Genomic DNA, 22,034 nt, shown 5'->3' on the forward strand with positions numbered 1-22,034 from the left:
GCCTCCCTGGCATGCGCAATTCCGCACTCGCGTCGGCAGCCCTGACCTCTGTGGCCCTGCTCGCCCAGACGGCCAACGCTGCCCCCTCTGCCGCGGACGAGGCGCCGAGCCGCGAGGAGGTCAGCCGGCGGGTCAGCTCCCTCTACGACCAGGCCGAGTCGGACACGGGGACCTTCAACGCCACCCGCGCGGCGGCGACGGGATCGCGGGCGCGCACCGACCGGCCGACGGACACCGCACGCCGGGCCGCCGCCACGCCCCGCGACGACGAGAGCAGGCGCAGCGACCCCGCGCTCGACAGCGTCGCGCGGCAGTGGTTCGACGCCGCCCGGGCGAAGGTGGGTCCGATTGTTCCGGCAGTGCTGCCGACCGACCGGATGCCCGACCGCCCCGCCGGGACGCGGTCCCAGCGCCCGGCGGACGGCCCCGATCAGGCGCGGGAGTCGTCGGGCCGCAGCGCCCTGGAGCTGCCCGCCGCGCCGGTCGCCGAGCTGACGTCCGGTGCGGCCACCCGGACGGCTGCCGTGGCCGAACTGACCGCCGGGCCCGTTGCCGCGCTTCCGGCCGCTTCGGAGGCGCTGCAGCAGACGACCGCCGGGAGCGCCCTCGCTCTGCCCGTCCCGGCCGCCGAACTCACGGCCGAGCCGCAGGAGCGGTCCGCTCTGCGCACGACCAAGGAGCAGAACCAGCGCAAGCTCGACCGGGCACGCGCCTTGTTGTCCGCGTACAGCGCGCGGCAGAGCGCGCCGCTCGCGGCGATCGAGGCGGCGCCGGTCACCGAAACCTGGAGTGCCACGCCGACCCAGGTACAGCCCTCGGCCGAGGCACAGCCCTCGGCCGACGCACAATGGCAGGCACTGCAGGCACAGGGGCCGAACGGCCTCACCACGGTCCCGGCCGGCACGACGGCCTGGGGCGCGCCGGCGCCCTGGACCACCACGCCGGACCCGCTCACCGACCCGCTCCCGACAGTCACCACGCCGGACCCCCTCACCGACCCGCTCCCGGTAGTCATCGCGAGCCAGGCCATTGCCACGGACCGGAACGCAACCGCAGGTCCGGCAACCACCGCTGCCGGACCTGCGATCGACCCGAACCCGGTCCTCGACACGAACCCGTCCCTCGACCCGATCGCCGCCCTCACGTCAACGGGCCCGCAGGACACCCGGGCCCTGCGCGCCCTGGACTTCGCCCACGCCCAGATCGGCAAGCCCTGCGTCTGGGGCACGACGGGCCCGGAGGCCTACGACGGAGCAGGCCTCACCCAGGCCGCCTGGAAGGCCGCGGGCATCGCCCTCCCCCGCACCGCACCGGAACAGGCGACCGCCGGCCGTGGCATCGCCGTCACCCACGCCGAGCCCGGTGACCTGGTCCTGTTCCATGCAGGCCACGTCGGCATCTGCTCCGGAACCGGCACGATGATCCACGCCCCCGGCCCGGGAACCTCCATACGCGAGGAGTCGATCTACTACGCAGGGGAGTCGGCGATCCACAGCGTGATCCGGCCCGCCTGAGCCGCCTGTCGGCCGCCGTCACGGGACGCGCGGGGCCGGCCCGCTCGTGCCCCGCACCACGAGCTTGGGATCCAACACGGCCTCGCGCGGCTCCAGTTCCGGCTTCTCCAGCCGCTCCACGGCGAACCGCACCGCGTACTCCGCCATCAGCACAGCGTCCTGACGGACCGTCGTCAGACCGATCGGCATCAGATGGGAGAGGTGACTGTCGTCGTAGCCGACGACGGACATGTCGCGCGGCACCTCGACGCCCGCGCGGGTCAGGGTCATCAACAAGCCCATGGCGCAGCGGTCGTTGCCCGCGAGGACCGCGGTGGGCAGGGGCAGGCCCCGGTCACGCTCGGCGACTAGCAGGCGGCCCGTGTCGATGCCCGAGTCCTCGGTGTGCGCGCCCGGGAGGACCCGCACCTCGGACTCCAGCCCGTGGCGGCGCATCGCGGCCCGGTAGGCGCGTCGCCGTTCGGCCGAGCCCGGGCCGCGCCCGCCGTCGATGTGCACGATCCGGCGGTGCCCCAGCTCCACGAGATGGTCCATGGCCTGCCGTACGCCCTTGCCCTCGGCGCTGTGCACGAAGTCCACGCGGGCGCCCAGGGCGCGACGGCCGACCGATACGGCCGCCGCTCGGTGGCCGAGTTCGTCGAGGTAGGCCGGCTCGGCGTCGGGGGCGAGCAGGATCAGCCCCTCGCAGCGGTGGCTGAGCAGCGCCTCGATCGCCTTGGCCTCGCTGCGGCCCGGGGTCGTCCCGGAGAGCAGGACGTCGTAGCCGAGCCGTTCGGCCTCGGGATAGATGCCCGCGATGAGGTCCGTGTGGAAGGTCTGGTGGACGATGAACATCACGCCGAGTGTGCGGCTTCGGCCGCGGGCGAGCAGCCTGGCCGCGTTGTCGGGGCGGTAGCCGATCTCGTCCGCTACCCGCAGGACCCGATCGCGGGTCTCCTGGCTAGCCCCCGGCTGGTTGCGGAAGATGATCGAGACGAGCGCCCGGGACACCCCGGCCTTCCCGGCGACGTCCGCCATCGTGGGCCGCTGCCTGCCCGATCCGTCCACCTGCGCACCCACCCTTCGCCGCCGCTCACCCTAGCCGGGCCTCGAAATCCCCCGGCAACAAGCTATTGACATGACATTCGGACCAGGCCATCGTACTCGCACTAGAGCGCGCTAGTAGAGCGCGGCAGATGACCCTGGACGCTCCACCGACGTCCGCACGCCTCCCCGAAGGACTTCTCATGGCAACGGCGCCAACTTCGCTCCGCACCACCGCGGGCAACCTGTGCCTGGGCTCGGCTCCCGACTCCTGGGGCGTCTGGTTCCCCGAGGACGAACACCAGGTCCCGTACCCCCGCTTCCTCGACGAGCTGGCGCGCGCCGGGTACGCGTGGCTGGAGCTCGGGCCGTACGACTACCTGCCCACCGATCCGGCCGTCCTCGCCGAGGAACTCGCGGTGCGCGGCCTCAAGGTCTCCGGCGGCACCGCCTTCGGCGCGCTGCACCGGCCCGAGGCCTGGGACGAGACGCTCGCGCACGTCCGGCGGGTCGCGGAGCTGACGGCCGCAGCGGGCGCCCATCACCTGGTCCTCATCCCGCCGATGTACCGGGACGAGAAGACCGGGGCGTTCACCGAGGCACCCGAGCTGAGCGCCGAGCAGTGGGCGGGCTTCGGCAAGGCCGCCGACCGGCTCGGCAGGCTACTGCTCGACGAGTACGACGTACGGCTCGTCGTCCATCCGCACGCCGACAGCCACATCCAGACCCAGCCGGAGATCGAGCGGCTGCTGAACGAGTCCGACGCCCGCTGGACGAACCTGTGTCTGGACACCAGTCACGTCGCCTATGGCGGCGGCGACAACCTCGATCTGATCCGGCGTTTCGGCGAGCGCGTCGGGTACGTCCACATCAAGCAGATGGACCCCGGCATCCTCGCCCAGGTCGCCGCGCAGGACCTGTCGTTCGGCGAGGCCGTCAGGCGCGGCGTGTGCGTCTCGCCGCCCGCGGGTGTGCCTAGGCCCGCCGACGTGCTGTCCGAACTGGCCCTGCTGGACGCCGAGTTGTTCGTGATCGTCGAGCAGGACTTGTACCCGTGCGCGCCCGAGGTGCCGCTGCCCATCGCCGTCAGCACCCGTGAGCACCTGGCCGGCTGCGGCCTGACGGGTACCCGGCGTCCGACGCTCACGACTCGCGCCCGGTGAGGAGAGAGCCCATGGAGCTGAAGGACGACACGAACCCGGTCCCCGCCCCCGTCACGGACGACGCCCCGCCGGCGGTGTCGCGCAGGCTGCGGCTCATCACCGTCATCGCCACCTTCGGCGGACTGCTCTTCGGCTACGACACCGGCGTCATCAACGGCGCTCTGCCGTACATGTCCGATGACCTCGGACTGACCGCGGTCACCGAGGGCATGGTGACCAGTTCGCTGCTGCTGGGTGCCGCGCTGGGCGCGGTGGTCGGCGGCCGGATGTCGGACGCGCGCGGACGGCGCCGTACGATCCTCGCCCTCGCGGTGCTGTTCTTCGTCGGTGCGCTGGCCTGCACGCTGGCACCGACGACCGCCGTGATGGTCGTCGCCCGGTTCGTGCTCGGCCTTGCGGTGGGCGGCGCCTCGGTGACCGTGCCCGTGTACCTCGCGGAGGTCTCCCCCGCCGAGCGGCGCGGCGCGCTGGTCACCCGTAACGAACTCATGATCGTCAGCGGGCAGTTGCTGGCGTTCACCTCCAATGCGGTCATCGCGCGGGTGGGCGGGGAGTCGGGCGGGGTGTGGCGCTGGATGCTGGTGATCGCCAGCGTCCCGGCCGTGGTGCTGTGGTTCGGCATGCTCGTGATGCCGGAGAGCCCGCGCTGGCTCGCCTCCCGGACCCGTTTCGGTGCGGCGCTGGAGGTCCTCAAGCAGGTCAGGTCCCAGCAGCGGGCCGAGGCCGAACTCGCCGAGGTGTCGGCGCTGGCCGTCAAGGAGGAGCGGGAAAAGCTCGGCGGCTGGCAGGACATGCGGGCCACCCCGTGGATCCGCAGGCTGATGTTCGTCGGCTTCGGCATCGCGATCGTGCAGCAGATCACCGGCGTCAACACGATCATGTACTACGGCACCCAGATCCTCACCGACGCCGGCTTCGCCTCCGACAGCGCGCTGACCGCCAATATCGCCAACGGCGTGATCTCGGTGCTGGCCACCTTCGTCGGCATCTGGCTGCTCGGCCGGGTCAACCGCCGTCCCATGCTGATGGCCGGTCAGATCGGCACCACGGTGGCCTTGTTGCTGATCGGGGTCTTCTCGCTGGCGCTGCCGTCCGGTGACGCTCGTGCCTACGCCGTGCTCGCCATGACCGTCACGTTCCTCGCCTTCCAGCAGGGCGCGATCTCGCCGGTGACGTGGCTGATGCTGTCGGAGATCTTCCCGATGCGGATGCGCGGGTTCGGCATGGGTGTCGCGGCGGTCGTGCTGTGGCTGACCAACTTCGTGATCGGACTGGTCTTCCCGTCGCTGGTCTCCGGCATCGGGATCTCCAACACCTTCTTCCTGTTCGTGGTGGCGGGCGTCTTCGCCCTCACCTTCGTCAAGCTCTACGTCCCCGAGACGAAGGGCCGCTCGCTGGAAACCCTCGAAGCGGAACTCAAGGCCCGCTTCTCCTGAACACCCGCATCTCCTGAACGCCCGCTGCTCGAAAGGAAGTTCCATGACTGTGCGTGTAGGTGTCATCGGCGCCGGCTGGATCGGCCAGGAACACATACGGCGGCTCACCGACGTCGTCACCGGCGCCGAGGTCACCGCGGTCACCGACATCGACACCGCGCGCGCCGAGGAGGCGGCGGCCCTGGTCGGCGCCCGGGCGGTGCCGGACGGCGCCGGGCTGATCGAGGCCGAGGACGTCGACGCCGTCCTGGTCACCTCCTGGGGGCCCACCCACGCCGAACACGTGCTGAACGCCGTCGCCGCCGGCAAACCGGTCTTCTGCGAGAAGCCTCTCGCCACCACGGCCGAGGACTGTCTGAAGATCGTCGAGGCCGAGACGGCGCACGGCCGCCGGCTCGTCCAGGTCGGCTTCATGCGCCGCTACGACGCCGGATACCGGCAGATGAAGCAGGTCATCGAATCCGGCCGGATCGGCGAGCCGCTGATTGTGCACTGCGCCCACCGCAACCCGACCGTCCCTGAGTCGTACATCTCCCCCATGGCCGCCCTCGACACGGCCGTCCACGAGGTCGACGTGCTGCGCTGGCTGCTCGACGACGAGATCGTCTCCACCCAGGTCGTCACGCCGCGCGCCACGAGCAAGCGCTTCGCGCACCTCAGGGACCCGCAGATCATGCTGTTCGAGACCGCCAAGGGGGTCCGCATCGACCTGGAGGTCTTCGTCAACTGCCGGTACGGATACGACATCCAGTGCGAGACCGTCGGCGAGGAGGGGCTCGTCCGGCTGCCCGACCCCGCCGCGGTCGGTGTGCGCACCGCCGGACAGCACAGCACCGAGGTGCTGACGGACTGGGTGGGCCGCTTCCGGGAGGCCTTCGACACCGAGTTCCGCGAGTGGATCGCGGGGGTCGCGGCCGGCGACGAGCCCACCGGGCCCTCGGCGTGGGACGGCTACGCCGCCACCGTCATCACCGCCGCGACCGCCGAGGCCCTGGAGTCGGGCCGCGTGGTCGCCACCGGCCTCAAGCCCCGCCCCGCCTGCTACGGAGGTGCCGCGTGAAGATCGCCCTCGACCCATACATGCTCCGTGCCCTCCCCATCGACGACATGGTGCGCACGGTCGCCGAACTCGGCTACGAGTACATCGAGTTGTCGCCCCGCGACGACTTCATGCCGTTCTTCCGGCACCCGCGCGCGGACGACGAGCGGGTGCGGGAGCTGAAGAACTCCCTGCGCACGCACGGCGTCCAGCTGTCCTCGGTGCTGCCGCTGTACAAGTGGTCCTCGGCGGACGAGACCGAGCGGCAGGCCGCCGTCCGCTACTGGAAGCGGATGATCGAGATCACCGTGGAGCTCGAATGTCCGCTCATGAACTCGGAGTTCAACGGCCGTCCCGAGCAGGCGGCGGCGAGCGAGGCGGCCTTCTGGCGCTCGTTGGAGGAGCTCCTCCCGGTGTTCGAGCGCGAAGGCGTCGCCCTGAACCTGGAGGCGCACCCGGACGACTTCTGCGAGGAGAACACTCCTGCCGTCGACCTGGTCCGTGCGATCAACGAGCCGTGGGTGAACTACCTGTACTGCGCCCCGCACTCCTTCCACCTCTCCGGGCCCTCGGAGGCCGGCGCCGACATCGCGGCGATGATGCGCTACGCCGGCGACAAGCTCCGGCACGTGCACATCGCGGACTCCTTCAACCACAAGGGTTCGTCCGGTCTGCGCTACATCCTCAACCCGCCCGGCACTCCCGCCCGTATCCACCAGCACCTGGACATCGGTCAGGGCGAGGTCGACTGGGACGCCTTCTTCGGCACGCTGCGCGGACTGCACTTCGACGGCGTGGCCACGGCCTGCGTCTTCGCGTGGGAGGAGCGGGCCGAGGAGTCGTCGGCGTTCATGCTGGACCGCATCCGCAAGGAGTTGGGGAAGTAGGGGTGGACGGGCGTCGCGGGGCCCGCCCGCCTCTCCATGGCGCCGGCCGCCCCCTCGACGGCCGGCGCCCGACTCACCCACGGCCTTCGGACGCCCTGCGGTCCGGCCTGCGCTGGGCCAGCCACAGGGCCACCTCCTCCGCGATCGGCTGCCCGGTCTCCAGCTCGACGAAGCCGAACTGGCCGCTCTGGTTGCACTCCAGAAACCACCAGATGCCGTCCTCGTCCTCGGCGAAGTCGAAGGCCGCGTACGCCAGTCCGGCCAGCGTGACGTACTCGTGCACCGCCTTGCCGATGCGGTCCGGGACCGGGACCGGCTCCCAGCCGTGCCCAGTGTCGCCGTAACGTCCGTCGACCTGGCCGGGTTCGGCGATCTTCCGCGCGGCGAACATCCTGCTGCCGACGGCGGTCAGCCGGATGTCGGCCCGCTTGGAGACGTACCGCTGGAGCAGCGCGGGACCGGCCGCCACGGCGGAGAAGTCCGCGTCGGGGCCGACGAGGGTGGTGGGCAGGGTCAGCGCGGGGTTACCGGGCGGCGGTCCCGAGGCGGACTTCACCACCACGTCCCGGTACTCCCCGGCGAATTCCCGGGCCAGCCGGGGCGAGGTGGTGAACACCGTCGGCGGCACGGCGAAGCCGCTGAGGTGGGCGACCCTCAACTGCCAGGGTTTCAGGCGGGCCTGGTCGGCGTTGCGCGGATGGTTCATCCACCGTGCGGCGGCGGAGTGGAGCATCCCGTACAGCGCCTGCCGCGTCTCGGCGGTCAGCCATTCCGACGGGTGGGCGGCGTGTGCGGCCGGTTCGCCGGGCCTGCGCACCCAAATGGAGCGCAGGCCCCCCATGCTGAGCACATGTCCGTTGACGGACAGGTGGCCGTCGAAGTCGCCGTGGGCGTAGTCGGCGGACAGCACGGCCTTGCCCGGCAGGTCGGCGGGGTCCAGTCGCATCACGGGCGTCCCCGTCGCGTGCAGCCTGGCCACCACCATGTCGGCGGTCACGTCCTCCTCGGACGTCAGGATCAGTACGGTCATGCGCGCACGGTCGTCAGTCGTCGAAGTGGGTCGCGGAGCCCGCGGTCGACGTCGTCGTGCCGACCGCGAGCAGGAGGTCCGGGTCGCTGACGGCCGGGCGTCCGTCGGGCAGCACGTTCAGCTGCCGCGCCGGGTCGAAGTGATACGGCGTCACCGCGAGGGAGATCCCCTTCGGAAAGGCGTACTTGAGGGTGAACGGTTGCACTTTAAACCTCCGTGGCGTGTTGTTTTGAATTACCGTCACTTACGCACCGCTTGCGTAAGGAATTCATCACTTTCAGCCACATCGGCGTGAACGTAATCACACCCTTCACAGGAAACCCAAAGGCTTCTCGACCCGTCAGGCCTTCGGCGTCCCCGCTCGCAGTTCGCGCAGCAACCGCGGTGCCGCCTCGACGAGTTGATCCAGCTGGTGGTCGATCAGCGGGATGAACTCGTCGAGCGAGTCGGCGAGGGACTCCGGGATCTCCAGCAGGTAGCGGTAGCCGTTCTCGGCGTCCGGATCGTCGACGCCGATGTCCGACTCGACGGAGAACGCCTCCGGAGACATCCCCACCACCAGGCTGCACACCATCTCGCGGCCGTCCTCGAGAGTGAGCGTCACAGCCAGGACCTGCGTCCCCGGAATGGCGCCGTACCTGGCGAACTCCCGCCAGGTGATGTCGGGTTGGTGCTCCAGGAACAGTTCGTACGCCAGTTTCCTGAGCCGCTTCGCGGCACTCCACTGGGCGATGGGCAGACGCTGGGCTTCGCGATCGGCTGTCTCCACGGGCCGATCATAGGAGTCGGCAACTCCGGCACGCCCTGGTCGAGCGCCCGCGGCCGGACCGGTCACCCGCTCGACCGGCCGGCGGCGGTACAGCCGTCAGCGGAAGGCGCGCCTGTCCGCGTGCAGCGGGGCGGAAAGGCGGATGGTGATGAACTCGTTGTCGTCCGCCTTGCCCGCCGTACGGCCGGACGAGAAGGGGAAGTTGTTGTCGTTGAGGACCGCCAGCGTGCGGTCGTCGACGAGGTTCACGTCCTCGATCGTCTGGAACGGGAACCGGAAGGTCTTCCCGAAGCCGCCGAGCTCCTCGGGGTTGGCGATGTCCAGCAGGTCGGCGACGAGGGTCTTGTCCATCAGACCGTCGCCGCCCCGGTCACGGGTGTCGGCCAGGTAGATGCGCTTGAACCGGGCGGTGTCGCCCTGTCCCCCGTCGCGCTCGATGACCAGGAAGCGGTGCCGGTCGACGGCGATGGCGTCGCCGATGGCGTTCGCGGTCGACTCCAGGCGGTAGACGAACCTCTTGCCGGTGTAGCCGCGCTTACGCAGGTCGAACTCGCTGAAGCGCAGGTCGCCGGGGGTGTCGCCGGTCACCGTGCCTTCAAGGAGCGGATAGAGGCGCCGGCCGTCCACGGAGCGGACCATGCCCTCGAAGCCCTTGCTGCTCGCTATGTTCGGCTGGGCGCCGTTCAGGTAGGGGTTCTCCGGCGCCTTCACCCCGTCGAGCGCGACGGGGGCCTCCAGGAGGCGGCCACGGGCGGAGAAGTGCAGCAGCCAGGGGCCGAACTCGTCGCCCATCCAGTACGTCCCGTCCGGCATCCGCACGATCGACTCGACGTCGAAGTCGGCGCCGGTGAGCACCCGGTCGGCCCGCGTGAGCGCGAACGGCACATGGCGGTCGGGGTCGCTCAGGTTGAACCCGCCGAGCACCTTGACGTCACCGGTCCGCGTGTCCGGCTTGATGCGGTGGACGCGGAGCAGGAAGTCGGCGCTGTTGGCCTTGTTGCCGTACCCGTTGTCCGAGAGCGCGTCGAAGGTGCCGTCACGCCGGTTCACCACACCGCTGAAGCCCTGCACCGGCTGGTGCGCGAACGGCGCCGCGATCCCGTTGAAGGGGCCGGCCCCGATCGCCGAGCCGGACGGCTCGCTGCCCGGCACGAACGTCTCGGCCGGCAGTGACGCGAAGCCGGTCAGTGTGGCCCGTCCGAAGTCCTGTCCGCCCGGTTCGGCCACGGCGGGAGATGCGAGGGAGACGGTCAGCGCCACGGCACTGACCATGATCGAAGTTCTTCTCATGGCGCGCACAGTAAGAGCAGTGGGTGACGGATGTGCCAACGACAGACGTCGGTTCAGGGCGTCGGCATCCCTCCGCCCTGGAGCCGCTCCAGGTCGGAGGGACGGACCTGGATGACGAGGAGGGCGATCACCGCGGCGATGGCCGTGAAGATCGCGGCCACGATGAAGGCGGCCGAGACCCCCGAGGTCAGGATCTCGTCGGCGTACTGCGACGGCAGCTGACCGGTGCGTTCGAAGCGCAGCCGCTCCAACGGGGTCGCCTGGGACAGGAACGCGGGGATCTGCTTTTCGGCCTCGTTGTTGCTGGCCGTACCGAACGTCGTGACCAGGATGGACAGTCCGAGGGAGCCGCCGACCTGCTGGGTGGCGTTGAGAAGTCCGGAGGCGGCACCCGTCTCCTGGGTGGTCACGTTGGACAGCGCCATCAGGGTCAGGGACACGAACTCCATGCCCATGCCGAGGCTGAAGACGAGCATCGGGCCGAGAATGCTGCCCGCGTAGGTGGAGTGGACGTCGGTCAGGGTCAGCCAGCCCAGGCCTGCGGCGGCCAGGATCGCGCCCGTCACCATGAACGGCTTGGGCCCGTACTTCGGCAACAGCTGCGAGGCGATCCCCGCGCCCACCGCGATGACCGCACTCACCGGCAGGAAGGCCAGGCCGGCCTCGAGCGGGCTGAAGTTCAGCACGTCCTGCACGAAGAGCGTGAGGAAGAAGAACATGCCGAAGATCGCGGCGGCCAGGCTCAGCATCATGCCGTACGTGCCCGCCCGGTTGCGGTCGGCGAACATGTGCAGCGGGGTGATGGGCTGTCTGGAGCGCTGCTCGACCAGCACGAACAACAGCAGGAAGACGACGGCCGCCCCGAACGCGGCCAGGGTGAACGCGTCCCGCCACCCGTCCTGGGCGGCCCGGATGAACCCGTACACCAGCAGCACCATGCCGATGGTGGAGGTCAGCGCGCCGGCGATGTCGAAGTGCCCGGGGTGGCGTTCGGACTCCCGGATCCACCGCGGGGTGGCGAGCACGATCAGCAGCCCGATGGGCACGTTGACGAACAGCACCCAGCGCCAGTTGAGCCACTCGACCAGCATGCCGCCTGCCAGCAGCCCGATCGCGCCGCCGCCCGCCGAGACCGCGGCGAAGACACCGAACGCCCTGTTGCGTTCGGGCCCTTCACGGAATGTGGTGCTGATCAGGGCGAGGGAGGTCGGGGACGCGATGGCGCCGCCGACACCCTGCAGGGCGCGGGCGGCGAGGAGTTGCCAGGAGTTCTGGGACAGTCCGCCGAGCAGCGAGGCGAGGACGAAGAGCAGCACACCGAAGACGAACACGCGCCGTCTGCCGAGGATGTCGCCCATCCTGCCGCCGAGCAGGAGCAGCCCGCCGAAGGTGAGCGTGTAGGCGTTGACCACCCAGGACAGGCTCGTCGTGGAGAAGTCGAGCGAGCGCTGGATCTCCGGCAGGGCGATGTTCACGATGGTGATGTCGAGCACCACCATCAGCTGGCACGAGGCTATGACCAGCAGCGCCATACCGCTGCCACGGCCCTCGCTCCGCTCCGTCTTCTGCGGGGTGGTCCGTGCTTCGGGTGTCGGCTCGGGGTTGCTCATGGCATCGCGCCGTGACGGGGGTTCGGTGACTGGTTCCCGCCACCATTCGACCGTACGCCGCTGCCGGACGGGCCTCCAGTCGATCACGGGGCCGCTCCGAGCCACCGCGGCATACGCAGGTCAGCGGGCGTTGCGGATCAGGCCCGCCAGATAGCGCCACAGCGACGAGCGCTGCCGTGCCGACCGCTCCGGCAGCCCCGCTTCGGCCGTTCGTACCGTACGGGCAGCGAGCGCAGGCCGTGCATGAATGGTGAGGAGCGCCAAGGCGGTTGGTCGGCCGGCAGGGCGAGGTCCGGATGGGAGAACCGCAGCCGCTCCAGGGCGGGCTCCGCGTGCGAGCCCGCGTCGAGGACCCGCCACGTGTCCATGAGGGTGTCCACACTCGTGCCGCTGCCCTGCCTTGCCCTGCCCTGCCCTGCCCGACCAAGGTGATCAGGTCGTCGGTCCCACCTGGGATTCCATCGTCCTGCCGCCCTCCGACACTCCCCGCACCGGCGCACTGCCGCCCAGTGGCCGACAACGCTCGGGTCCCTGCCCCAGCTCCCCCGCACGGGTGCACGACGGGGGCGGCGGACGTCAGCCGCCCGTCGGCGGGATGTTCTGGTTGGCGCGGAAGAAGTTGTCCGGGTCGTAGGTGTGCTTGGTCGCGGCAAGGCGGTCGAAGTGACCGCGGTAGGTGGCCCGGACGCGGTCCGAGCTCTCGGCCTCGCCGATGAAGTTGATGTAGGAGCCGCCCATGGAGTGCGGGTGCAGGTCGGTCCAGTAGTCGACGCTCCATTGCCGGATCAGGTCGGCGTTGGCGGGGTCCGGGTCGATGCCGGCGATCACTCCGGACCAGACGGCGTCCCGGTAGGCCCAGGCCGTGTCGTCGGGGCCGACCTGGTGGGCCGCCGCGTCCACGGGGTACAGGTGCATCAGCGACAGCTCGGTCGGGATGTTCTCGCCGTACTTGTGGTGCACTTCGATCGCGGCGTCGGAGATCGAGTCGAAGAAGTCGCCGCGCCAGTACCACTGGTAGCCCTTGGGGATCAGCTCGTCGAACATGCCCTGCAGGCCGGGGTAGGGCATGGGCGTGGTGAAGTGGAAGGCGGGCGGTGCCGGTTCGTTCACCGCGGACAGTGTCTGCTCCAGGCGGTCGCCCCGCAGGTCACCGGTGTAGCACCAGACGACGCCGCACATCTTCTGCCCGTGGATCGGCTCGGGGAACGGCGGCCCGGGCGGGATGACGAAGACGCTGAAGAAGCCGTACAGGTCCGGCAGCGCCGCGGGCATGAACTCGCGGTACCAGCGCAGCACTTCGGGTGTCCGGTCGACCGGCCACACCGTCACCGCGACTCCGACCGTGTCCACCGGGTGCAGCCGGAAATTGAACGACGTGACGACGCCGAAGTTCCCGCCGCCGCCCCGCAGCGCCCAGAACAGGTCCGGGTGCTCCTCCTCGGAGGCGGTGACGAACGTTCCGTCGGCAAGGACGACATCGGCGGACTGGAGGCTGTCGATGGTCAGGCCGTACTTGCGGGTCAGGTAGCCATGACCGCCGCCGAGGGTGAGCCCGCCCACCCCCGTCATCGAGATGATGCCGGCCGGTACGCCCAGGCCGAAGGTGTGGGCGGCGTGATCCAGGTCGCCCAGCTGCGCGCCGCCGGCGACCTGTGCGGTCATCGCGGCGGGGTCGACGCGCACCCCGCGCATGGTCGACAGGTCGAGGACGAGCGCGTCGTCGACCAGGCACAGACCCGGTCCGCTGTGGCCGCCGCCCTTCACCGCGAGCTCGACTCCGGTCTCCCTGGCGAAGGAGAGCACGGCCCGCACGTCCGCGGCGTCCACGCACTGCGCGAACGCCGCGGGGCGCCGGTCGATCATGGCGTTGTAGATACTGCGGGCCGCGTCGTAGCCCGGGTCCTGCTCCGTGATGACGGGCCCCCGCACTGCCTCACGCAGACCTTCGAGTGCCGTTCCGTTGATGCCGCCCATGACCGGACCCCTCTGTGTGGCTGCGGTGAGCCGCGGACGGATGACGGCGCTCGACGTCCGGGCGGGCAGCGGGGGCGTGGTGCGCGGGTCCGTTCGCACCTCGTGTCGATGTCGGCAGAGCGCACCGGCCCCGCCACATCTCAGTCTTCACCCAGCCATGGACGGCCGCACGTCGGCGGCAGGCGTAGGTTTCCTCGTCCGCCCGCTGTCAGACCAACTCCTCGGCGGACCTCGCCCCTTGATCGCGCAGCCATCCGACCAGCGTGGGGTGGCCCGAACGCTCGGCGGCGTCCAGCGCGGTCAGCCGGTCGTAGCCGATCCAGTTGACGTCACCGCCGCGTCGCAGCAGGTAGTCGGCCATCCCCTGCTGCCCGCCATGACAGGCACACCACAAGGCGGCGGTGATGTCCTGCGCGGCGGGCGGCTCGGACTCGGACGTGAAGCACACGGCTACCCGGTCGGCTTCGCCGAGGGCGGCGGCCTGCCACAGGTTGGCGCGGGCGCCGCGTGCGACCAGCCGCCGTGCGCTCTGCCACTGCCCGAAGGCCACCGCGTCCGCCAGCGGCGTGCCGTCGCCGATCACCCCGCCGTCCGCCTCGATGTCCGCGCCCAGGTCGAGGAGCGTGTCGAGGACGGGCACGTCGTCGCTGCTGGCCGCCCAGTGCAGCGGGGTCTCGCGGTGTGCGCCGGTGAACCGGGCATTGACGTCCGCCCCCGCCTCGACCAGCGCCGTCACCGTGCCGGGACCGTTCGGCGCGTGGCCGGGCCAGTCGGTGGCGACGTGCAGCAGGGTCCGCGTGCTCTTCATGTTGCCCACTCGCGCCGTCGCCAGTCCCGGATGCGCGGTGAGCAGGTCCCGCAACGCCGCCACGTCGCCGGTCCGGATCGCTTCGACGCAGGCACGGGCCAGCGGAGCGGTCGTATCGATCAACATCGGGTCACCTCCCAGGTCCCCCCTGCATAACACGGCCCACTGACAACACCTCCGGCGGCAGCGCACGGCGGCCCTGCCTCGCAGCCCCCGAACACCCCTCTGTTACGCTCCCCGGGCCTCCCGCGGGGGAAGTCCGGTGAGAGTCCGGCGCTGACCCGCAACGGTGTGCGTGGGGACCTGTGCGGTCCGTCGCGTGAGCCCGATTGCCCGTGGTGGGTGCGACCCGTTGACTGCTCGCCGCGGACTGCGAGAGGGGACCGCGCGGCCGGCACGGCCGTACGGGCTGCCTCCCTGCTCGACGTTCACAGGCGGCCCCAGGCGAAGGACCGCCCGCCCGTGCACCGAAGTCCGCTCCGGACACCGACACCGACACCGAAACCGACACCGAGATCCGGTCCGTCACGGCTGTCCGTGGTGTCCCTCGTCCCCGGCCTGGCCCTGCTCCTGCTCGTCTCGCTCCTGTGCGGCGTGGGGCTCGGAGCCGCCGGGATCGGGTGGGGCGAGGTCCTGCGGCTGCTCGGGGCCGGGCTGACCGGCGGGACCATCGCCGGCCAGGACGTCGCCGCGTACACGATCGTCTGGGAGATCCGGCTGCCGCGCGTCGTGCTCGGCGCGGTCGTCGGGGCCGGGCTCGCGGCCGTCGGCGTGGCCGTGCAGGCGATGGTGCGCAACGCACTCGCCGACCCGTTCGTGCTGGGCATCTCCTCCGGCGCCGCGGTGGGCGCCAACGCCGTGATCCTGCTCGGCGCGTTCGCGGGGCTCGGGGTCTGGGCACTGTCCCTGTCCGCCTTCGCGTCGGCGCTCGCGGCGATGGCGCTGGTGTACGCAGTGGCCCGGTCGCCGCACGGACTCACCCCGCTGCGGCTGATCCTGACCGGGACGGCACTGGCGTACGGCTTCGAAGCCGTCACCACCGTCATGGTGTTCGGCGCGGCCCGCGGCGAGGCGGCCCGCTCGGCGATGATGTGGCTGCTGGGCAGCCTGGGCGGCGCGACCTGGGCCCAAGTGCCGCTGGCCGCGGTGACCGTGGCGGCCGGATGGGCGTGGCTGCGCCTGCGGGCCGAGGCGCTCAACGCCCTCGCGATGGGGGACGAGACGTCCGCCGCGCTCGGCGTCCGGCCGGCCCGGCTGCGCAGGGAGTTGTTCCTCGTCACCGCGGCCGTGACCGGCACGGTGGTCGCGGTCAGCGGCGCCATCGGGTTCGTCGGGCTGATGGTGCCGCACGTCGTACGGATGCTGGTCGGCGCCGATCACCGGCGGGTGCTGGCCGTGGCGCCGCTCGCCGGAGCGGTGCTGCTGGTGTGGGCGGACCTGCTGTCACGGCTGCTGCTCGCCCCAGCCGAACTGCCCGTCGGCGTGATCACCGCGGTGGTCGGAGTCCCCGCCTTCCTGCTGCTGATGCGGCGGGGCGGCTACGCGTTCGGAGGCCGGTGACGATGCGGCTCGACATCGAGGACCTGACGGTCGAGGCGGCCGGGATCAGGATCGTCGAGGACGTCCGGCTCGCCGCGGACAGTGGTGCGTTCGTCGGGCTCGTCGGCCCCAATGGCAGCGGCAAGTCGACACTGCTGCGCTGCGTGTACCGGGCGCTGCGCCCGGCCCGGGGAGTCGTCCGCCTCGACGGGGCCGACCTGCACGCCATGGATCCGCGGGCCACCGCCCGGGAACTGGCGGCGCTGCCGCAGGAGTCGTCCGCCGAGTTCGACTTCACCGTCGCCGAAGTGGTGGCGATGGGACGCCTGCCGCACCGGAACCGCACGGCCGCGCAGGACCGCGCCCTGTGCGACGAGGCCATGACCCGCACGGGCGTGACGCATCTCGCCGACCGGGGGTTCCTCACCCTGTCCGGCGGCGAGAAGCAGCGCGTCCTGATCGCCCGGGCACTCACCCAGCAGCCGCGGGTCCTGGTCCTCGACGAACCCACCAACCACCTCGACATCGCCCACCAGTTGGACGTGCTCGCGCTGGTGCGCGGCAGCGGCCTCACCGTCCTCGCCGCGCTGCACGACCTCAACCTGGCCGCCGCGCACTGCGACGTCCTGTACGTCGTCGACGGCGGCCGGATCGTGGCCTGCGGGCCTCCGCACGACGTGCTCCGGCCTGCCCTGCTCGCCGACGTGTTCGGAGTGCGCGCCCATCAGGTGCGGCACCCGGAGACGGGCGCGCTCCAGCTCCTTTTCGATCTCCTCCAGCCGTCAAGTGACCCTGTGAATCCCAGTTAGGACCCCATGCGCAAGTTGCTCGCCGCGGCCCTCTGCCTCGCGGCCGCCGCCACCGGATGCGGTGCGAACGTCGAGTCGTCCACGGACGCGAAGTCCACCGCCGTCACTCTCACCAACTGCGGCCGCAAGGTCACCTTCGACAAGGTCCCGGAGCGCGTCGTCACCAACGACGTCGGCATCACCGAGCTGATGTTCGCCCTCGGCCTGGAGGACCGCATGGCCGGGTTCGCCATGCCCGACGACAAGGGCGATCTCAGCTCCGTGCCGTGGAAGGACGGCTACGACAAGGTCAAGTGGCTCTCCAAGGACCAGCTCACCAAGGAGAACGTCGTCGACGCCCGCGCAGACCTCGTCTTCGCCGGCTGGAACTACGGCTTCCGTGAGGACGGCGGCTTCACCCCAAACGCCCTGAAGAAGCTCGGCATCCCGTCGTACGTCCTCACGGAGTCCTGCCACAACGGCCGTACGGAGACCGCGCGCGGCATCATGCCGCCCCTGGAGGCCCTGTACGCCGACCTGACCAACCTCGGGAAGCTGTTCGGCGTCGAGAAGCGGGCCGCCACGCTGATCGCCGACTTCAAGAAGCAGATCGCCGACGTGCGGGCGAAGGCGCCCGGGGCTGCCGACCGGCCGAAGGTGTTCCTGTACGACAGCGGCCAGGACCAGCCGTTCACCTCCGGCCGCTACGCCGCCCCGGAGCAGATCATCAGCGAGGCCGGCGGCGTCAACGTCATGCACGACCTCGAGGACTCCTGGACCACCGTGGGCTGGGAGACCGTCGTGGAGCGCGACCCGGACGTCATCGTGATCTGCGACTACGGAAACGTCAGCGCCGAGCAGAAGAAGAAGTTCCTGCTGTCCTACGCGCCCCTGCGCAACGTCTCCGCCGTCAAGCACAAGAGGATCTTCGTCCTCGACTACGTCGACCTGGTCGAGAGCCCCCGCAATCCGTCGGCCATCGACCGGCTCGGCACCTATCTGCGCAAGGTGGCCGAGGAGCGCTGACCGTCGTCCCGTGACCGTTCGAAGTGGCTCGGTCTGCTGTCGCGGTGGACCAGGCGGCCGAGCCGCTGGGCACGGGCCCTCGGCATCAGGGTCCAGGTGCCGTCGTGCTCGCGCAGGGCGGCGGAGTGCCAGGGGGTGGTCCAGGCGTCCGGGGCGTCGAGGAGGCGGATGCCGAACTTGGGGGCGCCGACCGGCTGGGGGTGGATCGACAGGCGTACGGCGTGCGCGTGGTGCTCGGCGATCAGCTCGCCCCAGGCCCGGCTGCGCTGGATGACTCCGTACGCCCGCCGGCGGCACTCTCGCTGGAGAGCGGACCGGGTGCCGGTGAAGTCGGCGGTGTCGTCGACGAGGAAACGGGTGATGCCGCGGTACAGCGCAAGGGTGGGGGCGTCGGCGCGGACCTCGGCGCGCAGGGCGTCCAGGGTGGGGGCGTAACGGTCGTGGACGTGGGCGCGTTTGGCGTCGTGGGGGAGGTCGCCGAGGACGTCGCGCAGGTCGAAGACGGACAGGCGTGTCAGGTTCAACTGGCCGATGAGCGCGCTCAGTTCGTCGGAGTACGCGTCGATCCGGTCATCGGGCACGCGGATCAGGTCGCCGAAGACATGGCCGTCGGAGCAGATGACGACGCGGGCGCCGGGTGAGTGGATCTTCTCGATCTCGCTGCACAGCGAGTCGAGGAAGGTGAGGGAGAGGCGCTCACCCATGTCCGGGAGGTGGCCCAGGGTCTTGGCGGGGTTGGGCGACTTGCACGGGAAGCCGGGCAGGGTGAGGACGATGGGGGCACCCTTCCGCACGAAGTCGGTGATGCGGTGCAGTTGATGCGGGAAGGCCTCGGCCGAGGCGCGGTTCTGGTCGGTCGTGCGGTGGTGCGGCAGGAGCAGGTTCAGGATCGCGGCGCCGATGGTCGTGGGCGCTGTGTCCGGAGCGGTCATCAGCGGCATGTCGTTCCTCCGGGGGGCGTGCGGGCATGGCGGCATTGCGCCTCGGCGAGTGAGGCGCCTTCGGTGGGTGGGCTCGGCTCAGCCGGAGATCGGCTTCACAGCCGTCGGTCGTAGCCGACGGGCAGGCGGTTGGTACCGCGGCCCAGGACGGCCGGGGTCCACTCGATGTCTTCGTCGCCGATGGCGAGGTGCAGGCCGGGCAGGCGTCGGAGCAGGGTGCCCAGGGCGATCTGGAGTTCGGCGCGGGCGAGGGCGGCGCCGGGGCAGAAGTGGATGCCGTGGCCGAAGGCGAGGTGGGGGTTGGGCGAGCGGTCCAGGTCGAGTGCGTCGGGGTCGTCGAAGCGACGCGGATCGCGGTTGGCCGCGCACAGGGACACGATCACGGAGTCGCCGGCCGGGATCCGGGTGCCGTGCAGGTCGCTGTCCTGGTCGAAGAAGCGCCAGGTGGTCAGCTCGAAGGCGCTGTCGTGGCGCAGGAGTTCCTCGACCGCGCGAGGCATGAGGGCGGGGTCGTCGCGCAGCCGGGCGAGCTGGTCGGGGTGGCGGAACAGGGCGATCAGGGCCGTGGTGATCTGGTTCGTGACCGGTTCCTGGCCGGCGACGAGCAGCTGGAAGATCATCGAGTCCAGCTCTTCCTGGGACAGTTCTCGCTGGCCGCGGGCCAACACGAGGCGGCTGAGCAGGTCGTCGTCCGCGTGTTCCCGTTTGTGGGTGACGACCTCGGCGATGTAGCTCTGCAGCCCCTGCAGCCGGGCTTCGTACAGCGGGCGCCCCGGGTCCGTCGGACCCACCGGCTGGACGACCTTGCCCCAGTCGCGGTCGAAGCGCTCGGCCAACTCCCTCGGCAGGCCGATGACTTCGGCGAGGACCCGGAAGGGGAAGTGGGCGGCGAAGCCGGCCACGAGGTCGGTGGGCCCGCCCTCGGGGAGCGCGTCGACGAGTGCGTCCGCCAACTCCTGGAAACGGGGTCGGAGTTGCTCGATCCGGCGCGGTGTGAAGGCGTCGGTCACGAAGCGCCGCATGTGCGTGTGCTTGGGCGGGTCCTGGTGGAGGAGGTGGACCTGGAGCTGCGAGTGCTGCGGCTCGGGCATGATCGAGGCGCGGGCCCGCCAGCGGTCATTGCCGCGGTCGTGGTTCTTGCCGAGCCGGTCGTCGTTCAGCGCGGCGTGCGCGGCGTCGTATCCGGTGACGAGCCAGGCCTGTACGCCGCTCGGGAAGAGGACCCGGTGGACCGGCCCGGCCTCGCGCATCCGCTCGTACAACGGATAGGGGTCGGCCTTGTACGGGCACCCCGTCAGCGGGACCGGGTCGGCGAGCGGCTGCGTGTCCACGGCCGCGAGCGGCTCCTGGCTGGTCATGGATGAGGCTCCTCAGAGGGCGAGTTCGGGCTGGTGGTGGTCCAGCCACAGGGCGAGGTCGACGACACGTTCTAGGCGCAGGCGGTGACCCCACTCCAGGTGCTCGGGCGGGGCGTCGAGACAGGGCTTGAGGCGGGTCTCGTCGGCCAGCGCGCGGACCTGTTCCAGGGACAGGGCGTCGCGGGCCAGGTCCTGCAGTCCGCGGTTGTAGTCGGGGTGGTGCGTGGCCGGGTAGTGGTTCTTGGGTCGCTGCAGCACCGAGTCGGGAGCCAGTCCCGCTCCGGCGGCGCGCAGCAGGCTCTTCTCCCGGCCGTCGAAGCTCTGCAGCGCCCAGGGCGCGTCGAAGGCGTACTGGACGAGCCGGTGGTCGCAGTAGGGGACGCGGACCTCCAGTCCCTGGGCCATGCTCAACCGGTCCTTGCGGTGCAGGAGCTGGCGCAGCCAGCGGGTCAGGGACAGGTGCTGCATCTCGCGTTGCCGGTGCTCGGTGGGGGTTTCGCCGTCGAGGTGCGGGACGGCGGCCAGGGCGTCGCGGTAGGTGTCGTCGCGGAACTCGCCGATGCGCAGGCCGAGTTCGGGGTTGAGCGGCATGGCGGCCTCGTCGCCGGTGACCAGCAGCCAGGGGAAGGTGGCGGCGGCGAGCGCCTTGGGGTTGTGGAACCAGGGGTAGCCGCCGAAGACCTCGTCGGCGGCCTCGCCGGACAGGGCGACGGTGGAGTGCCGCCGGATCTCCCCGAACAGCAGGTACAGCGAGGTGTCCATGTCGCCGACGCCGATCGGCGAGTCGCGGGCGACGACCACGGCCTTGCGGTGCTCGGGGTCGAGCAGCGCACGCGGGTCGAGTACGACAGTGCTGTGGTCGGTGCCGATGAACGCGCCCGCCTCGGTGGCGTACGGGGTGTCGTGGCCGGTGCGCAGGACGTCGCCGGTGAACTGCTCGGCCTGGTCGCTGTAGTCGACGGCGTAGGAGCGGATGCGGGCGTCGGGTCCCTCACACAGGCGGAGTTCGTCGGCGAGCAGGGCGGTGAGCAGGGTGGAGTCGATGCCGCCGGAGAGCAGGCTGCACAGCGGGACGTCGGCCTCCAACTGGCTGCGGGCGGCCGCTCCGACGAGGCTGCTGATCCGGTCCACGGTGACGTCCTGGTCGTCCTCGTGGGCACCGGCCTCCAGCTGCCAGTAGCGGCGTTCACGGATGCCGTCCCGGTCCAGGACGAGCAGCCCGCCCGGCTCGACCTCCCGGACGCCGGACCACACCGTCGGCCCGGTGTTGAACAGCAGGCTGTACGCCTCCCGCAGCCCGTCCGCGTCCACCCGGGGCCGTATCTCGGGGTGCCGGAAGAGCGCCTTGGGCTCGGAGGCGAAGGCCAGGCCTCCGTCGACGGCCGCCCAGTACAGCGGTTTCACGCCGAGCCGGTCGCGGACGAGGAGCAGCCGCTCGGCGCGCTCGTCCCAGACGGCGAACGCGAACATGCCGTCCAGGTGGTCGGCCACGGCCTCGCCCCACTCGGCGTAGGCGCGCAGCACGACCTCGGTGTCGCTGCGGGTGCGGAACACGTGTCCACGGCCTCGGAGTTCGGCTCGCAGTGCGTGGTGGTTGTAGATCTCGCCGCTGTGACTCAGCACGGCCGTCGGCTCGTTCGGCCGGTCGGTCATCGGCTGTACGCCGCCTTCGAGGTCGATGACCGCCAGGCGGCGGTGGCCGATCGCGGCACGCTCGCCCAGCCATACGCCCCCGGCGTCGGGGCCGCGCCGGGTGAGCTCGGCGGTCATGGCCTCGATGACCGGGGCCTGGCTGCGGACGTCCTGGTGAAAGGACACCCAGCCGGTGATTCCGCACAT

The 22,034-nt window shown here is 70.9% G+C and carries 19 protein-coding genes and 1 pseudogene; 8 read left to right on the forward strand and 12 right to left on the reverse strand.

Features of this window, described 5'->3' with window-relative positions:
- Window positions 1-11 precede the first annotated feature (11 nt).
- The gene (locus ACZ7M7_RS19835; RefSeq protein ID WP_472118548.1) at window positions 12-1,514 is read left to right on the forward strand and encodes a C40 family peptidase; all 1,503 of its coding nucleotides are present in this window, start codon (window positions 12-14) and stop codon (window positions 1,512-1,514) included.
- Window positions 1,515-1,532: 18 nt separating this feature from the next.
- On the opposite strand, the gene ACZ7M7_RS19840 is transcribed toward ACZ7M7_RS19835, so the two are convergent.
- Complete coding sequence (locus ACZ7M7_RS19840; RefSeq protein ID WP_472119263.1) at window positions 1,533-2,531, reverse strand: LacI family DNA-binding transcriptional regulator; 999 nt, start codon at window positions 2,529-2,531, stop codon at window positions 1,533-1,535.
- Between the two features lie 209 nt (window positions 2,532-2,740).
- Here ACZ7M7_RS19840 and ACZ7M7_RS19845 point away from each other — a divergent pair, with 209 nt between their 5' ends.
- The 4 genes from ACZ7M7_RS19845 to ACZ7M7_RS19860 are packed head-to-tail and all read left to right on the forward strand — an operon-like array spanning window position 2,741 to window position 7,062.
- Window positions 2,741-3,700, forward strand: coding sequence for a sugar phosphate isomerase/epimerase family protein (locus ACZ7M7_RS19845; RefSeq protein WP_472118551.1), 960 nt, complete (start codon window positions 2,741-2,743; stop codon window positions 3,698-3,700).
- Window positions 3,701-3,711: 11 nt separating this feature from the next.
- Window positions 3,712-5,136, forward strand: coding sequence for a sugar porter family MFS transporter (locus ACZ7M7_RS19850; RefSeq protein WP_472118554.1), 1,425 nt, complete (start codon window positions 3,712-3,714; stop codon window positions 5,134-5,136).
- A gap of 43 nt (window positions 5,137-5,179) precedes the next feature.
- Entirely contained in the window at window positions 5,180-6,196 is a 1,017-nt protein-coding gene (locus ACZ7M7_RS19855) for a Gfo/Idh/MocA family protein (RefSeq protein WP_472118557.1), read from the forward strand.
- Complete coding sequence (locus tag ACZ7M7_RS19860) at window positions 6,193-7,062, forward strand: sugar phosphate isomerase/epimerase family protein (protein WP_472118560.1); 870 nt, start codon at window positions 6,193-6,195, stop codon at window positions 7,060-7,062. Before ACZ7M7_RS19855 ends, ACZ7M7_RS19860 begins: the two co-directional genes overlap by 4 nt.
- Before the next feature lie 73 nt (window positions 7,063-7,135).
- On the opposite strand, the gene tgmB is transcribed toward ACZ7M7_RS19860, so the two are convergent.
- The 8 genes and pseudogenes from tgmB to ACZ7M7_RS19900 all read right to left on the reverse strand — a co-directional run bounded on the left by tgmB (window position 7,136) and on the right by ACZ7M7_RS19900 (window position 14,669).
- Window positions 7,136-8,092, reverse strand: a complete 957-nt coding sequence (gene tgmB, locus ACZ7M7_RS19865) for an ATP-grasp ribosomal peptide maturase (RefSeq protein WP_383598926.1) — start codon at window positions 8,090-8,092, stop codon at window positions 7,136-7,138.
- A 13-nt stretch (window positions 8,093-8,105) separates the two neighbouring features.
- On the reverse strand, window positions 8,106-8,297 hold the full coding sequence (tgmA, locus tag ACZ7M7_RS19870) for a putative ATP-grasp-modified RiPP (RefSeq protein WP_328883330.1): 192 nt from the start codon (window positions 8,295-8,297) through the stop codon (window positions 8,106-8,108).
- A gap of 135 nt (window positions 8,298-8,432) precedes the next feature.
- On the reverse strand, window positions 8,433-8,861 hold the full coding sequence (locus ACZ7M7_RS19875) for a hypothetical protein (RefSeq protein ID WP_451166024.1): 429 nt from the start codon (window positions 8,859-8,861) through the stop codon (window positions 8,433-8,435).
- Window positions 8,862-8,957: 96 nt separating this feature from the next.
- The gene (locus ACZ7M7_RS19880) at window positions 8,958-10,151 is read right to left on the reverse strand and encodes an esterase-like activity of phytase family protein (RefSeq protein WP_472118565.1); all 1,194 of its coding nucleotides are present in this window, start codon (window positions 10,149-10,151) and stop codon (window positions 8,958-8,960) included.
- 53 nt (window positions 10,152-10,204) lie between these two features.
- Window positions 10,205-11,683 (reverse strand): MFS transporter, encoded by a 1,479-nt coding sequence (locus ACZ7M7_RS19885; protein WP_383599735.1) that lies wholly within the window; start codon window positions 11,681-11,683, stop codon window positions 10,205-10,207.
- A gap of 198 nt (window positions 11,684-11,881) precedes the next feature.
- Window positions 11,882-12,069 (reverse strand): annotated as a pseudogene (locus ACZ7M7_RS19890) (cytochrome); the annotation flags it as partial.
- A 268-nt stretch (window positions 12,070-12,337) separates the two neighbouring features.
- A complete protein-coding gene (locus tag ACZ7M7_RS19895; protein ID WP_472118568.1) occupies window positions 12,338-13,735 on the reverse strand; it encodes an FAD-binding oxidoreductase in 1,398 nt (465 codons plus the stop codon).
- A gap of 208 nt (window positions 13,736-13,943) precedes the next feature.
- On the reverse strand, window positions 13,944-14,669 hold the full coding sequence (locus tag ACZ7M7_RS19900) for an ankyrin repeat domain-containing protein (protein ID WP_472118571.1): 726 nt from the start codon (window positions 14,667-14,669) through the stop codon (window positions 13,944-13,946).
- A 411-nt stretch (window positions 14,670-15,080) separates the two neighbouring features.
- Between ACZ7M7_RS19900 and ACZ7M7_RS19905 the strand changes: the two genes are divergently transcribed.
- The 3 genes from ACZ7M7_RS19905 to ACZ7M7_RS19915 are packed head-to-tail and all read left to right on the forward strand — an operon-like array spanning window position 15,081 to window position 17,896.
- Window positions 15,081-16,103 carry a FecCD family ABC transporter permease gene (locus tag ACZ7M7_RS19905; protein WP_472118574.1) on the forward strand — a complete coding sequence of 341 codons (1,023 nt, stop codon included), beginning with the start codon at window positions 15,081-15,083 and terminating at the stop codon, window positions 16,101-16,103.
- Between the two features lie 2 nt (window positions 16,104-16,105).
- Window positions 16,106-16,891 carry an ABC transporter ATP-binding protein gene (locus ACZ7M7_RS19910; protein ID WP_472119266.1) on the forward strand — a complete coding sequence of 262 codons (786 nt, stop codon included), beginning with the start codon at window positions 16,106-16,108 and terminating at the stop codon, window positions 16,889-16,891.
- A 6-nt stretch (window positions 16,892-16,897) separates the two neighbouring features.
- Window positions 16,898-17,896, forward strand: a complete 999-nt coding sequence (locus ACZ7M7_RS19915) for an ABC transporter substrate-binding protein (protein WP_472118577.1) — start codon at window positions 16,898-16,900, stop codon at window positions 17,894-17,896.
- Here the strand turns inward: ACZ7M7_RS19915 and ACZ7M7_RS19920 are convergent.
- The 3 genes from ACZ7M7_RS19920 to asnB all read right to left on the reverse strand — a co-directional run bounded on the left by ACZ7M7_RS19920 (window position 17,866) and on the right by asnB (window position 22,034).
- Window positions 17,866-18,837 (reverse strand): L-tyrosine/L-tryptophan isonitrile synthase family protein, encoded by a 972-nt coding sequence (locus ACZ7M7_RS19920; RefSeq protein ID WP_472118579.1) that lies wholly within the window; start codon window positions 18,835-18,837, stop codon window positions 17,866-17,868. The two genes, ACZ7M7_RS19915 and ACZ7M7_RS19920, sit on opposite strands and share 31 nt — an antisense overlap.
- Window positions 18,838-18,932: 95 nt before the next feature.
- On the reverse strand, window positions 18,933-20,195 hold the full coding sequence (locus tag ACZ7M7_RS19925; RefSeq protein WP_472118582.1) for a cytochrome P450 family protein: 1,263 nt from the start codon (window positions 20,193-20,195) through the stop codon (window positions 18,933-18,935).
- A gap of 12 nt (window positions 20,196-20,207) precedes the next feature.
- Window positions 20,208-22,034, reverse strand: a complete 1,827-nt coding sequence (asnB, locus tag ACZ7M7_RS19930; protein WP_472118585.1) for an asparagine synthase (glutamine-hydrolyzing) — start codon at window positions 22,032-22,034, stop codon at window positions 20,208-20,210.

The organism is Streptomyces sp. NPDC111606 (assembly GCF_055656945.1).

Excerpts from the sequence above, each read along its gene's own strand:
- ACZ7M7_RS19835 (WP_472118548.1), top strand. The coding sequence starts at position 12 with ATGCGCAATTCCGCACTCGCGTCGGCAGCCCTGACCTCTGTGGCCCTG.
- ACZ7M7_RS19840 (WP_472119263.1), bottom strand. The coding sequence starts at position 2,531 with ATGGCGGACGTCGCCGGGAAGGCCGGGGTGTCCCGGGCGCTCGTCTCG.
- ACZ7M7_RS19845 (WP_472118551.1), top strand. The coding sequence starts at position 2,741 with ATGGCAACGGCGCCAACTTCGCTCCGCACCACCGCGGGCAACCTGTGC.
- ACZ7M7_RS19850 (WP_472118554.1), top strand. The coding sequence starts at position 3,712 with ATGGAGCTGAAGGACGACACGAACCCGGTCCCCGCCCCCGTCACGGAC.
- ACZ7M7_RS19855 (WP_472118557.1), top strand. The coding sequence starts at position 5,180 with ATGACTGTGCGTGTAGGTGTCATCGGCGCCGGCTGGATCGGCCAGGAA.
- tgmB (WP_383598926.1), bottom strand. The coding sequence starts at position 8,092 with ATGACCGTACTGATCCTGACGTCCGAGGAGGACGTGACCGCCGACATG.
- ACZ7M7_RS19880 (WP_472118565.1), bottom strand. The coding sequence starts at position 10,151 with ATGAGAAGAACTTCGATCATGGTCAGTGCCGTGGCGCTGACCGTCTCC.
- ACZ7M7_RS19885 (WP_383599735.1), bottom strand. The coding sequence starts at position 11,683 with ATGGCGCTGCTGGTCATAGCCTCGTGCCAGCTGATGGTGGTGCTCGAC.
- ACZ7M7_RS19895 (WP_472118568.1), bottom strand. The coding sequence starts at position 13,735 with ATGGGCGGCATCAACGGAACGGCACTCGAAGGTCTGCGTGAGGCAGTG.
- ACZ7M7_RS19900 (WP_472118571.1), bottom strand. The coding sequence starts at position 14,669 with ATGTTGATCGATACGACCGCTCCGCTGGCCCGTGCCTGCGTCGAAGCG.
- ACZ7M7_RS19910 (WP_472119266.1), top strand. The coding sequence starts at position 16,106 with ATGCGGCTCGACATCGAGGACCTGACGGTCGAGGCGGCCGGGATCAGG.
- ACZ7M7_RS19915 (WP_472118577.1), top strand. The coding sequence starts at position 16,898 with ATGCGCAAGTTGCTCGCCGCGGCCCTCTGCCTCGCGGCCGCCGCCACC.
- ACZ7M7_RS19920 (WP_472118579.1), bottom strand. The coding sequence starts at position 18,837 with ATGCCGCTGATGACCGCTCCGGACACAGCGCCCACGACCATCGGCGCC.
- ACZ7M7_RS19925 (WP_472118582.1), bottom strand. The coding sequence starts at position 20,195 with ATGACCAGCCAGGAGCCGCTCGCGGCCGTGGACACGCAGCCGCTCGCC.
- asnB (WP_472118585.1), bottom strand. The coding sequence starts at position 22,034 with ATGTGCGGAATCACCGGCTGGGTGTCCTTTCACCAGGACGTCCGCAGC.